This is a genomic window from Paenibacillus sp. strain BS8-2 (genome assembly GCF_054483835.1).
This window is the reverse complement of record NZ_CM137010.1, coordinates 2,877,197-2,890,609: the sequence shown is the minus strand read 5'-3', so window position 1 is coordinate 2,890,609 and position 13,413 is coordinate 2,877,197. Positions and strand designations below refer to the sequence as shown.

The 13,413-nt window shown below is 52.0% G+C and carries 11 protein-coding genes and 1 riboswitch; of the genes, 1 reads left to right on the top strand and 10 read right to left on the bottom strand.

What is annotated here, in order from left to right; all coding sequences use genetic code 11:
- Positions 1 to 35: 35 nt before the first annotated feature.
- The 7 genes from ACX1C1_RS12495 to ACX1C1_RS12465 form a co-directional block, all read right to left on the bottom strand.
- Positions 36 to 1,382 (bottom strand): NCS2 family permease, encoded by a 1,347-nt coding sequence (locus ACX1C1_RS12495; RefSeq protein ID WP_458957397.1) that lies wholly within the window; start codon positions 1,380 to 1,382, stop codon positions 36 to 38.
- Between the two features lie 123 nt (positions 1,383 to 1,505).
- Positions 1,506 to 1,606: riboswitch (purine riboswitch) on the bottom strand.
- Between the two features lie 135 nt (positions 1,607 to 1,741).
- The gene (locus ACX1C1_RS12490; RefSeq protein ID WP_458957396.1) at positions 1,742 to 2,854 is read right to left on the bottom strand and encodes a DUF1648 domain-containing protein; all 1,113 of its coding nucleotides are present in this window, start codon (positions 2,852 to 2,854) and stop codon (positions 1,742 to 1,744) included.
- Positions 2,844 to 3,245 (bottom strand): GntR family transcriptional regulator, encoded by a 402-nt coding sequence (locus ACX1C1_RS12485; protein ID WP_458957395.1) that lies wholly within the window; start codon positions 3,243 to 3,245, stop codon positions 2,844 to 2,846. The genes ACX1C1_RS12490 and ACX1C1_RS12485 overlap by 11 nt, the downstream gene beginning before the upstream one ends.
- Positions 3,246 to 3,409: 164 nt before the next feature.
- Complete coding sequence (locus ACX1C1_RS12480; protein ID WP_458957394.1) at positions 3,410 to 4,351, bottom strand: hypothetical protein; 942 nt, start codon at positions 4,349 to 4,351, stop codon at positions 3,410 to 3,412.
- A gap of 92 nt (positions 4,352 to 4,443) precedes the next feature.
- On the bottom strand, positions 4,444 to 5,751 hold the full coding sequence (locus ACX1C1_RS12475; RefSeq protein ID WP_458957393.1) for a 6-phospho-beta-glucosidase: 1,308 nt from the start codon (positions 5,749 to 5,751) through the stop codon (positions 4,444 to 4,446).
- Between the two features lie 13 nt (positions 5,752 to 5,764).
- On the bottom strand, positions 5,765 to 6,736 hold the full coding sequence (locus ACX1C1_RS12470) for an N-acetylglucosamine kinase (protein ID WP_458957392.1): 972 nt from the start codon (positions 6,734 to 6,736) through the stop codon (positions 5,765 to 5,767).
- A gap of 193 nt (positions 6,737 to 6,929) precedes the next feature.
- Positions 6,930 to 7,781 (bottom strand): AraC family transcriptional regulator, encoded by an 852-nt coding sequence (locus ACX1C1_RS12465; RefSeq protein WP_458957391.1) that lies wholly within the window; start codon positions 7,779 to 7,781, stop codon positions 6,930 to 6,932.
- A 171-nt stretch (positions 7,782 to 7,952) separates the two neighbouring features.
- Between ACX1C1_RS12465 and trhO the strand changes: the two genes are divergently transcribed.
- Entirely contained in the window at positions 7,953 to 8,846 is an 894-nt protein-coding gene (trhO, locus tag ACX1C1_RS12460) for an oxygen-dependent tRNA uridine(34) hydroxylase TrhO (protein ID WP_458957390.1), read from the top strand.
- An 85-nt stretch (positions 8,847 to 8,931) separates the two neighbouring features.
- Here trhO and ACX1C1_RS12455 read toward each other — a convergent pair whose 3' ends face one another.
- The 3 genes from ACX1C1_RS12455 to ACX1C1_RS12445 form a co-directional block, all read right to left on the bottom strand.
- Positions 8,932 to 10,083 (bottom strand): glycerate kinase family protein, encoded by a 1,152-nt coding sequence (locus tag ACX1C1_RS12455; protein ID WP_458957389.1) that lies wholly within the window; start codon positions 10,081 to 10,083, stop codon positions 8,932 to 8,934.
- An 80-nt stretch (positions 10,084 to 10,163) separates the two neighbouring features.
- Entirely contained in the window at positions 10,164 to 11,057 is an 894-nt protein-coding gene (locus ACX1C1_RS12450) for an NAD(P)-dependent oxidoreductase (RefSeq protein ID WP_458957388.1), read from the bottom strand.
- Between the two features lie 31 nt (positions 11,058 to 11,088).
- On the bottom strand, positions 11,089 to 13,410 hold the full coding sequence (locus tag ACX1C1_RS12445; protein WP_458957387.1) for a helix-turn-helix domain-containing protein: 2,322 nt from the start codon (positions 13,408 to 13,410) through the stop codon (positions 11,089 to 11,091).
- Between the last annotated feature and the right edge of the window lie 3 nt (positions 13,411 to 13,413).

The following is a 13,413-nucleotide window of genomic DNA, read 5'->3' as shown; positions in this document are numbered from 1 at the left end:
GTCCAGCGCTGCTTCTTGCGTTCATTTTGTTATGCTTACTCTCCGCCCATAAATACATAACGGCAGATAATGAGTATCGCCAGGATCCACATGAGCCAGTGAACCTTGTATTTGCCTTTGCCCGCAACATTCGCAACGGTAGCAAGCAAGACGTAGGATACAACGCCGAAGGAGATACCGTTAGCAATGCTATACGTGAAAGGCATCATCGCAAGCGTCAAGAATGCTGGAATCGCGTATACCATATCGGAGAAGTCGATCTCCTTCACGGATTGCATCATCAGTACGCCGACAATAATCAGTGCCGCCGCTGTAGCCGCACCCGGTACGAGCGCTACTAGAGGCGAAAGGAAGATCGCCAGCAAGAAGCAGATGCCTGTCGTTACTGCCGTCAGACCGGAACGACCGCCTTGAGCAATTCCCGCGGAGCTCTCAACGAAAGCTGTTACAGTGCTTGTACCAAGGACAGCGCCGCCGCCAACGCCGATTGCGTCAACCATCATCGCTTTTCCTACGATTTTTTTGCCTTCTTCAGGATTTTTCATTACGCCAGCACGGTTAGCTGTACCAACCAGCGTGCCGAACGTATCGAACAGCTCAACAAACGTGAACGTCAGGATGACGGTAATCAGACCTACCTCCAGAACGCCAGCGAAGTCAAAATGCCATACGTTCATGGTGGAGAAGTCCGGAATCCACGTTTTGTCCTCAAGCGCTTCGCTAATGTTCACATGACCGGAAATCAGCGCGATAATCGTTGTACCCAGAATACCGAACAGAATAGCTCCCGGCACGCGTAGTACCATCAGAATTGCAATCAAAGCGATTGCAATCATTGTGAAGATCACATTTTCATTTTCGAAGCTTCCAAGCGAGATTAACGTACCACCATCATCGAATGTGATGATCGTCATCAAACCGCTGTTCTTAAGACCGATAACTGCGATAAACAAGCCAATACCGACCGTAATCGCATGCTTCAAGCTGTCCGGTACGGCGGTAATGAGCATCTGACGAATCTGCGTAACCGTCAGAATGATGAAGATGATCCCGGAGATAAACACCGCTGTCAGACCCATAGCCGGAGATATCGGGGTGTCCGTAGCTTGGGATGCGATGATGACCGATGCAAAATATGCGTTAAGACCCATGCCTGGTGCCAGAGCAACCGGGAAGTTAACGAACAAGCCCATTGCGATTGTGAAGATACCTGCTGCCAGCGCTGTTGCCAGGAAGACAGCTGTCCAGTCCAGACCAGTCGGCTCCAAGATTGACGGATTGACGGCCAATATGTAAGCCATCGTCATGAAAGTCGTCAGACCAGCCATGATTTCAGTTCTGACATTTGTTCCCAGTTCCTTCAAACGAAAGAAACGTTCCATTTTGAATATACCCTCCCAAAATTGTGTTGGAACAAACAAAGAAGCCTAGAAAAAAATGCAAATGTCGCATTTCTCCTAGGCTCTGCAAAAAGGGAAAAAAGCATACGCCGGACCGCTGCGCTTCGCTTTTTTCACTCTCCTCGTAGCCTGATCATTTACGGTGATCTAGTAGAGACTCTCAAGCCGATTCTTGAGATTATACGAAAAGTTCTATGCGGTTGTTTTCCGATTTCAATTCTAAAGAAATTTTAATCCTTTTGTCAATCATTTTCACGAATATTCGTGTTCATCATTAATCCAATCATTCGCAATTGGAACGTTTTCATTAAAATTCCAGTTGGCCATTGATCGGACTTTGCCTATTCCAGCACAAAGGGCAGTCCTACGGCGAGCAAAATGATGACGACGATGATCGCCCATGCCCCTGGTCTTGCCAGATTGATCGTCCAGCCGATCCCGAACCGTTTCTCGACAAAATAGGCCGGGTCATTCGGATTGAAATAAAATTGGCCAAGCTTCCAATACCGATCGTGGTCCGCCGCCGACGCGAAGGATTGCGGCTTCCCTCCGGTCGCCGTCTGGAGACGGCTGCCGCCTTGCCCGGTCTTGACGGACAGCAAGAGCGAGGCGATCACCATGATGCCCACGACCGCGATCGTCGCGATGCCCGAAGCATTGGCCGACCACCCTAACAGCATGCCGATCGGCACCAGGGCGATGGTCGCCATGACCATGAAGCCGAGCACGATCAAATAAGCGGACCATATGCGGCGGAAATGCAGATTGCGTTGCAGCGAGCCTTCCGGATCGGCGGCTTCCGCCACTTGCTTGCTGCGCCCGATGACGACGTTCGTAAAGACGAACACGATCAACAAGAAGGACTGGACAAAGGCGGGCCATAGAACGGAACGGTAGCTTTTGTCCACGCTTCTCGTCACTTCGCCCCCTAAATCGAATTTCATAGGGATCGAGTCCGGGAACTTGTCGTAACCCAGCACGCAAACCAGTATCGTGCCAAGGATAAGCAGCAGATGCGGAATAAACCGATAAAACGGCTGCGTCAACTTCTCGGAACGGAATGCCGTGCTGACCATGATCCGCTGCGGCGCGTCTTTCAGCCAGCGCTCCTCTTCCTTGATTCTTTGGACGGCGCGATGCTGCTTGTAATACACCGCGAACGAGAAGGCCATATACGCCATTGTATGGGCGACGAGCGCGATGCCCCAGCCGTTGTCGCTGGTCAGCGAATACGTGAAAGCGATAAGCGACGCCGTAAGCAGCACGCCTAGTCCGCCGTTCCACCAAAGGTAGCTTTTGCGCAGCGCCATGATCGCGGGATGGCTCTGGGCTTCCTCCGGAATTGTTACGCCGAAGCTTTCGATCCTTCTCGTCAGCAACGGAATAACGGTCGTCGTAATCACGACGGGCACCATAATAACGAACACCAGCACTAACATCCAATTATGAGTCATTTGCATGCTCCCCTCTTTTCATGTCCTCGAACACATCGTGGCATAACGCGTCAAACTGCTCTTTGGTCAATCCCCGGCATATCGCGTCCGCGATAATCGGCCTCAGCTGTTCGTTCAGCCGCAGCTTGTAAGGCTCGTCGGCGGGTGGCATCGTGTCGGGATGAATGACGACGCCTTGCTTGCGATTAATCTGCACGTACCCTTCCTGTTTTAGGATCTGGTACGCTTTGTTGACGGTGTGCAGGTTGATGCCGAGGTCCGACGCGAGGCTGCGGACCGACGGCAGCGGCTCCCCCGGGCGCAGCCTCTTCCTTGCGATCCCGTCCACGATCGCGTTCACGAGCTGCGTATAGATCGGTACATCGGATTGCAAATCGATTTCCAGCAGCAACGGCTTCACCTCCGAATACACTTCATGTAGTTGTTATATATCAACTATAACAGGTAGCATAGAATCGAACAATAGTCATTTGCTCCGGATCATATAGGTATTTAACGCACAAGGAGCAGCATGCCGGCGGCATGCTGCTCCTTGTGTTCCATCTATAACCGATATCAAGCTTGTTTCTCGATCCACACTATACGCTCCGACTGCAGATTAGCGAGCGCGGATTCCGCAGACTTGTGCTCCGCACCGAGCCGACTTACGACGCTCCTAACTTGATGGATCGCCTCCAAGACCTTGTCTTGTGAGCTTTGAATGCGCCCCTGAACGACCCAGTCGGCGATAAATCCGTCAAACCAATAGTCCGCCATTTTCAGCACTTCGCCAATATCGACGCTAATATCGATGCTCCGACGCAAATCGGCCAACTCGTCTCGAAAATTGCGCATCAAATGGTTCGCATTCTGGATAAACGCTTTAGCATCATCCACATGTCCATGCTTGAGATGCGTGCTTACCATTCCACCGCCGCCCCACAAATCCCACTTTCCCCAGTTTTCTGCTTTTTCCAGGCTATTCGATGCGGTTTCCAGCGAAGACAATACACGTTTTCCCGCCGTCCAGGCTTCCCCAATCTCTCTGACCAACAGGGATTGATCGGAAATGTCGGCTTCCATTCTCGACAGCTCGACCAAAGCTTCCGGCGAATGCCGAAGTGCTTCTTCCTTCTCCTTCATCAATTGTGTATAATCTCGCTCGGCAGCTTGGAAATTCGCAAGATCTTCGCCGACTTGCTTCAAATCCGCTTCAACGCTTGCCAGCTCCGCCTTAGCCTCTTGAAGCTTTAGCGCGGCGGCAAGCGCCTGCTGCCTCTCTAATTCCAACTGTTCCTCTTTGCTTCGAAAGATGGTATGAAACAGATTGGTTAGCGACATCCGCATAAGTTGATCAACGTCGGCTTGCTCCGTCTCCAGATTAACCTCCAGCTTCACAATAAGCCGCTCCTGCTCCCGGCGCCTCTTCAGAAGCTCCTCCCGCATACGTTCAGCTTTGTTCAGTCGAAACTTTTGTTCTTTCGCTGCCATGAGCCGATCGTCCAAGATATCCGCCATCGAATCAGCCTCCTCTCCCTATTGTAACGTCAGGATAGGGCGATTGGTTGCATCTTGGCTTGGAATCAGTGTTATTCGTAATGACAGCTTAGCTAGTCCTTAAAGAAGTTCGGCAGATACTGCTTGTTCGCTTCCAGCATTTCTTGGAGCAGCGCCTTTGCCACCGTCACGCTTGGCACGAGCGGATGATGCACGAGCGCTTGCAGCGCGATTCCGCGATCTCCCGTGATCGCCGCTTGAATGGTCAGCGACTCGTACGTCTTGACCGCGTGCAGCAGTCCCGTCACATGCTCGGGAATTGTGCTGAGCGGGATCGGCGTCGGGCCTTGCGCCGTTACGACGCAGTTGACCTCGATGCTGGCATCCTCCGGCAGGAAGGGTATGATATTGCCGTTCTTCACGTTCAGCGTCTGGATGTCGCGTTTGTCCGTATACAGCGAATGCATCAGGTTGACGGCCGCTTCGGAATAATAGGAGCCTCCGCGCTGCTCCAGCTGCTTCGGCTTCTCCTTCAGGTTGACGTCCTTGTACAGCTCGAACAATTCCGTCTCCACGCGGCTTACGACGTCGGCGCGCGTCCCGTTCTTCTCCATCGATGCCGTCATGTCCGCCAGCATCTTGTCCGTCATGTAGAAGTAGCGGAGGTAATACGTCGGAATCGCGCCGAGCGAGCTCAGGAAGTCCGCGTCCCAGTCCAGCGCGGTCACGTTGGAGGCCGTATACTCCCGGCCCTTGCCGATCAGCTCCGGCAGCTTGTCTTCGCCGTTTACGTAAGCCGCGGTAACCCAGTGCAGATGGTTGATGCCCACGAATTCCGGCAGCACCTCGCGCTCGGTCACGCCGTACTCTTTGGCCAGAAACTTATAGAAGTTGATCGGCGAATTGCAGAGCCCCACCGATTTGACCTTCGTATGCTTCAGCACAGCTTCCGTCACGATGCCCGCCGGATTAGTGAAGTTTAGCAGCCAAGCGTTAGGCGCGAGCTCCTCGATATCCTTGCAAATGTCGAGAATGACCGGAACGGTGCGCAGCGCCTTGAACATGCCGCCAGGTCCCGTCGTCTCTTGGCCAATGACGCCGTGGCTGATGGGGATATGCTCGTCGCGGCGGCGCGCCTCGAGCAGGCCGACTCGCATCTGCGTCGTCACGAAATCCGCGCCTTTGATCGCTTCGCGGCGATCCAGCGTCAGGTGGACCTCGATGGGAAGGCCGGATTGTTCCACCATCCGTTTGGCCAGCGCGCCAACGATGTCCAGCTTGTGTTTGCCTTGCTCGATGTCGACGAGCCACAGCTCGCGAATCGGCATTTCGTCATACCTTTTGATAAATCCTTCAACGATCTCCGGTGTATATGAAGAACCTCCGCCGATGACGGCGATTTTGAGCGGTTTTTTATTCATTTGTGATAACCTCCTATAGGATGATTTCGCGTAATTTGGCATCAGTCTCATCATCGATCTTAAGTCCCGCACCATCCATTGCGCTCATGACCGCACCAATAACGGGGTCAATGGTGAGCTTAACGATGGAAGCACCCGGCGCTTCAGTACGAATCGCCTCGCGAATCGCCTCCACCATATGCGGTGAGCTGCCGCGCATCATGACGCTGCCTGTCAGCACCACGTCAAACGTGTCATCTTGCATCCCAAGTCTGCGAATAAGCGCAAGCACAGAGTTGGCATGCTCGCGGCCCGCCTCCTCAAGAATACGAATCGCTGCCTCGTCTCCTCCTGCCGCCGCTTCGAATACGAGCTTGGCTAAACCGGAAGGCGGGCGCACGCCGTTGTAAAGCGCATCGTCATACATCGCCTCCACGGACGGATAACCAAGCTTGGCCGGCACAGTCTCCGACAACACAGATGGTTTCTCGCGCCCTTCCCAAGAGCGGATCGCCGTGCGGAACGCATGGATCCCTAGATCGGTGCCGGACCCTTGTCCATCGCCGAACAAATACCCGAAGCCGCCGTATTGCAGCTCATCTCCCGCACGGTTGCGGGCGGCCGCGTTAAAGCCTGTTCCGCTGATGATCACGGCGCCATGGGATTGATGCGTGCCCGCACGCATACCGATCATCGTATCGCACGCGATTGCATATCGCTCATACCCGAGCGATGCGATCATCGGACGCAGGATTACATAATCGGGTTCTCTATCTGCTCCGGCAAGCCCGAAGTACGCAAACGTCACTTCACTCTTCGATACTCCCGCTTCCGCTAATGCCGCGTCGCACGCTTCTTCAATATGAGTCCTCGCCTCTTGGAAGGCCGTCTGATGGTTGCCATTGCCGCTATGTCCGCGTCCAAGCACCTCACCACGTTCGTTCACCAGCAATGCGTGCGTTTTCGTTCCTCCCGCATCTATACCTAGAAATAGGATATCCTCCACGCTCCTTGTTTATGGGTAGTCTCTAGTTTCTTGTTTCTTGTTTCTTGTTTCTTGTTTCTAGTTTCTTGTAATAAGTGATGTGATGCGATAGCTCTACTATAATACAAAAAAACACCGTCCCTCTACGCGAAAGGAACGATGTTCTGATACAATCTTACTGTTTTTCGCCGTTATTGGGCGGTATAGGATATCATCATAGGCGAAGCTCCGAAGGCAGCTTGCCTACATGGTTCTTGAACAGTCTGTTAAAATTCGATAAATTGCGGAATCCGCACATGGCCGCAATATCGATCATCTTGAGCTCAGTCGTTTCGATGAGGTCAACCGCTCGCGACAATCTCAACTGAATAAGATAATCCATCGGCGACGTGCCTACGATGCTCGTGAACAACGCGCTGAATCGCGACGGGCTTAGATGGGTCAGCTCTGCAAGTTCACCTAACGTCCAGCCATGCTCCGCATTGCCTTCCATGGTACGCAGAACCTGGCGAATGGTCTCCGTGCCTCTCGCGAGACCCGATTTCCCATTCGATTTGTTAACGAAATATCGATTGGCGTAAGCCAGAAAACGAACGAGCTGCGACCGTACGACAGCCTCATAATGCGGCTCTTTGCGGCCGTATTCATCCTTCATCTCCTCTAGCAGTGTCCTCATTCTGGGCAGCTCTGGATTTGTACGATCGAGTACATGGTCAAGCGTTTTCCCCGTGCCTCTGAAGGGGAGAAGCAGTTCTGTGTCATACCGCTGCTCCAACGCGAGATAGGCCGGATCGAACATGATGATGCCCATCACGAGCCCTCCCGTATCAAAGGCGCGGTGCAGATCGCCCGAGTGTATAAGGACGATGTCGCCCAATTTCAGCTCATATCGATTGCCGTTGATGAGTATGTATCCGGTGCCGCTTACGATATAGTTGATTTCGAGCGTGTCATGCCAATGCAAACGCTGGAAAGGAGGACTTACGCCTTCCGTCTGCGACATAAGCAACGGGAAGCCTTGCGGCAGATCGATCTGATCCCGGATAACCGGCGGGCTCTGTTTCATTGCCGTTCCTTCTCCTCTCGTCTTGTTTTAAAGGAAGTATAGCAGAGACTGCGCAATAAAGTCTCCTTCACCACCGACACATGGCGAATGGCAGTCTTTGCTGTTGAGATCAAGCCTCTAGTCCTTTACAATAGAATGAATACAGACTGAAAAGCAGAAAGGACTTTTGCAATGACTGATCAATCCAACTATCAAATTTTGTTGTACTATAAATTTGTTCCGGTACCGGACGCGGAGCAATTCGCCGCCGAACACTTGGCTTATTGCAAGGAACTTGGCGTGAAGGGCCGCATCTTGATCGCTGACGAAGGCATCAACGGCACGTTATCCGGAACAATCGAACAAACCGAGCAATACATGCGCGATATGCACGCCAATCCGTTATTCGCCGATATGGTGTTCAAGATCGACCCGGCTGATAAACACGCTTTCCGCAAAATTTTTGTCCGTTACAAGAAAGAGCTTGTGACACTGCGCTACGATAAGCCGCTTGATCCTAACACGCTTAGCGGCACTCGCCTGTCGCCTAAGGAGTTTCACGAGTATCTGCAGCGCGAAGACGTTATCGTGCTCGACGGACGCAGCGATTACGAATACGATCTGGGCCACTTCCGCGGCGCGATCCGGCCAACGCTCGAAACCTTCAAGGAGTTCCCAGAATGGCTTCGCGAGAATATGGCGGAAATGAAGGACAAGCCGATTATCACCTATTGCACAGGCGGCATCCGCTGCGAGAAGCTGACCGGCGTCATGCTGAGCGAAGGCTTCACGGACGTGTACCAGCTTGAAGGCGGCATTGTGACGTATGGCAAAGACCCGGAAGTTCAAGGCAGATTATGGGATGGCAAATGTTATGTATTCGATGATCGGATCTCCGTACGCATCAACAATACAGACGAAGACATCGTCGTAGGCAAATGCCACCATTGCGGCACGCCTGCCGATACGTATATCAATTGCGCGGATGACACTTGTCATCGCCAGCATATCGTATGCCCGGATTGCGAGACATCGCATAATAGTTATTGCTCCTCCGAATGCGAAGACAACGTAAATGTAGGCTAAACGTGCAGGACGCCCATACAAATAACGATAGCGCCTTCCTAAACGGAAAGGCGCTAATGTTATTTGTGGCAAAGCCATCTATTCGTTAACCGGTCGTCTTCGCGAAAGCAAAGATCAGTCTGAACAATTGCTCTGCTGTTCGTCTCAAGTTCGTTCTCGTAACTTCCGGTTCCATCGCTTGCTCTACCAACATGGGACCACTAATGATGGGGAAATATGAGGTAATGCCGCATTTATTTAAGGCAGACGCCTCCGGCGTTATACCTCCAGCCAATGCGATCGCCGGAATATTATGTTTCGCGGCAAGCTGGGCGACGCCTACGGGCGCTTTGCCCATCGATGTCTGCCCGTCCAATCTGCCTTCGCCCGTGATGACCAGGTCGGCTCCGAGGATGTGCTCCTCCGCCTTGATCGATTCGAGGACGAGATGAATACCCGACTCCATATGGCCGTTTAAGAAAACGGCAAAAGCCCCGCCTAATCCGCCAGCCGCTCCAGCTCCGGGAATAACCTGCATATCCTTACCATATTCGCGCTCCACCAGCCCTGCAAAACCTGCTAATCCCGCATCTAATACCGATACCATCTCGGGAGTGGCGCCTTTCTGCGGACCAAATACGTATGCCGCTCCCATTGACCCATAGAGCGGGTTATTGACATCACATGCAATTTTGAAATTGCAATTGGACAGCTCAGCGCTAACCTTCGACTTGTCCAGCTTGCGAATGGACTGAAGCGCTGCTCCTCCATGCCCCACGGCTTGCCCGTGCTCATCCAGGAATATAAATCCTAGTGCCTGCAGCATACCCACGCCGGCATCAACGGTGGAGCTGCCTCCCAGACCGATAACAAAATCGCGGCAGCCTTGATTCATCGCATCGAGTATGAGCTCGCCTACACCAAATGTTGTTGTTTCGAGAGGATTACGAAGCTCCGCCGGCACGAGCGGCAAGCCGCATGCCGCAGCGACCTCAATGACCGCGGTCTGCTCATCGCCTAGGATTCCATAAACAGCTTGAACAGGCGTCCCCAGCGGACCCGTTACTTGAACCGTTCTGAAACTGCCGTTTGTCGCATGAACAAGCGCTTCCGTTGTTCCTTCCCCACCGTCAGCGAGCGGCAAGATAACCGTATCCACAGTCGAGGAAACGGCTGCAATTCCCGCAGCGATTTCCTTGCTGCCCTCCACCGAAGAGATACTGCCCTTAAAGGAATCTATTGCAATGACAACTTTCATGTCTACTCATCTCCCGAAACGTAACATTTTCACCAGTATAGCACGACTAACAATAGGAACCGCAGTCTATCCGTCCTCCGCTATTCGGCAACAGCCGAGCGATCCCAAAGCTTGATTAAGGCTTGTGTTCCGTTATCCCCGTATCCAAGCTCGGCAAGCTTGCGGTACATCGATTCTGCAAGATTGAGACCCGGCAGCTCCACGCCCATTTGTTTGGCCGAATCAATGGCGATGCCCATATCTTTGATAAAATGTTTGACATAGAAGCCCGGAGCCATATTGCCAGCGATCATACGCGGCGCCAGATTGCTCAGCGACCAGCTGCCGGCAGCGCCTGTCGCAATGCTTGTTAACACTTTATCCGGATCGAGACCGGATGCCTGCGCGTAAGCAATCGCTTCGCATACGCCCAGCATGTTGGAGGCGATGGCAATCTGATTGCACATCTTGGTATGTTGTCCCGCACCTGCTTTACCTTGAAGGACAATATTCGTACCCATCTGTTCGAACAGTGGAAGAACAGACTTATATGCTTCGTCGTCGCCGCCGACCATAATCGACAGTCTGCGTTCCTTCGCCCCGATATCGCCGCCGGAAACGGGCGCGTCGAGCGAGAACATTCCGCGCTCTGCTGCCGCTTCATAGATACGTGTCGCCAGCAGCGGGCTGGACGTCGTCATATCGATCAGATACGCTCCGCTGCGCGCATGCGCGAGCAGACCATCTTCTCCGAAATAAATGTTCTCCACGTCTTGAGGGAAACCAACCATTGTAATAACCGCATCACAAGATGCCGCCAGACTCGCGGGAGAATCATACCACTGCGCGCCTTTCTCCAGTAGTCCCTCAGCTTTGCTCTTGGTCCGGCTGTATACATGTAATTGGTATCCTGCCGCAGCAAGATGACCTGCCATGCTGGTGCCCATTACACCTATTCCAATAAAACCAACCGCGCGAATACCCGTTTCTGACATTCTCTATTCCTCCCATGTTCTCATATAGATGTTATCGGTTCGACATGCGATATTGCTTCGGCGACATTTGTACAAAGCGCTGGAACGCACGATTGAGATTTCTTTCGGAATACCCTACGATCTCCGAAATCTCCAGCACGCTATAATCCGTTTCCTTGAGCAGCTGCTTCGCCTTCTCAACCTTAAATTCCATAACAAATTCGATAAATGATTTGCCGGTTTCTTTCTTGAATAATCTGCTTAGATAGGATGGACTGACGCTGACGAGCTCCGCGCATTCCGACAACGAATGTGTGCCGTCCGGATGATTCGTAATATAGCTGCAAACACGCTGTACGAGAAGACGTGACGAGTTGGCACGAATTTCGCTGCTTGCCCGCTCATACAGCGGGAACAGCACATCAATGAACCAGTCATGTACTTCCTTGGACGTTCTGTATTGACTTAATTGGTCGAACAAATTGTTACCGAGCAGCTCCAGTACGCCAGGACCCTTTTCTTCGAGCGATTGAATAATCGATGAGAGCAGCACCTGGTAGCATTGAAACAATACATTATACGATTCGGCGTTGCTGACCCGCTGGGTGAACTTCTGCAATGACTCCTCGGCGCTTGACAGCTCCCCGTTCCATAGACTTTCCATAATGGATTCTTCATGCTCGCGCGGATAAATAAAGACGGGATGCCGTTCGACGCGGATGATGTCCTCGTGGAATAATATCGTATCCGCATCATGGAACAAGCGGAACTGCAACGCATGCTGCGCCGACGAGTAGGATGCGGATAACTCCTCTAGCTTGACCAAATGGCCGATGCCGCTCGACACACTGAATGACAGGTAGGCCGACATCGCTTCACGCACTTCCGAACAATATTTCTGCAGCGCATGACGAATCGCCGTATCGGCGATCCCTTCATCGAAGTGGATAATCGCAACCGCTTCTCGCTCGTCCAAATCAACCACGTAGCCATTAATATCCGTATGACGGGTCATGATTTCTGCCATCACGTTTTTGACGGCGAACACGATGACCGCTCCTTCATGCGGCATGAACCTTTTCTCCTTGAGCAGGTTCTCGACCATCGTAACTACAGCAACATATCGCCCGTTAGCCGGTATGCCATACTGCTGGCACGCCTCGGCAATGGCATATCTTCCACCTGCTGCTCGCAGCTGCTTCTGCAGGAACTGCTCTCGCAGACCCGGTTGAATCTTCATTACGTACTCATTCAGCGACTGGGCTTGATCGTTCAGATAGCTGAGACAGGATCGAATATATTCGATCTCATTCCCACTCCAATTATCGTCCGCTCCATTCTTGCGCAAATGCTCGCCGTATTGCAGCAGCTTCTGGATTGGATTATAGACGAAACGAGACGAGAAGAAGGATAACATCAATCCGATCAATAATACGATCGAAACGGAGACGAAAATTAAGATCCGGATCCAAGCCAGCTGTCCATACATTTCCTCTTCCGGCAGCTGGGAAATGTACGTTCGTCCATACAAGTTCTTATCATAGGCGAGCAGCATGGCGCCACTCGCATTGTCGAGCACATATTGGTCCGTACGTTCCTCGCGCCCGAGAACGGATTGCAAGTAAGAATCGGATGCAGCGTCTTGACCAAGCCATTGCTGACCCAGCGTATGCAAGATGATCCGATTGTTCGAATCGACGACCGCTACCGTCTGCTTCTCCAAATCGACGGAATAGCTTTTGAGCAGGCTTCGCAGCGCCGCTTCATCCACATGAATAATAAGCACGCCTTGCGGATCGCCATTTCCCATCACCGGCAATTGGCGTACATAAGAGATCAAACCTTTCCCGCCGGATTGAGGCAAATAAAACCAGCCTGCCATTTCATCTATCTTCATTGCGCTCTGGATGTCAGAAGCACCGGGGAACTCCTCAAGACTTGCCAAGCCATAATAACTCGACAATGCCAAGGCGGATTGCTCGTCAAAAAATATAAATTCTTGAATCAGGTCGTTCATATTTTTGTGTAGTTGAAAATAATCAAGAATTTCCAGCTGTCCGCTCATATCCGACGCATATCCTGCTTGGCCAAGCGTCTTGCGAATCAACGGATCGCTTGCAAGCTGCAGCGACTCCTGCTCTACATTGGCAAGCGCGCTCTCAATCCGATACTCTAGCTGCTTAAGCGATACTTTATTATTTTCCTGAAACTCTTTGGTAAGCTGCTTCATGGAGAAATGATAATAAACACTCCCAGCCAGCACAACAGGTATGACGACGGATATACAACTAAACCAGATCAGTCTGGTCAAATATTTGTTTGTCGGCAGTAGCTTCCCGAGCTTGGTCTTGATGTTATGAATGATAGAATTCATTAG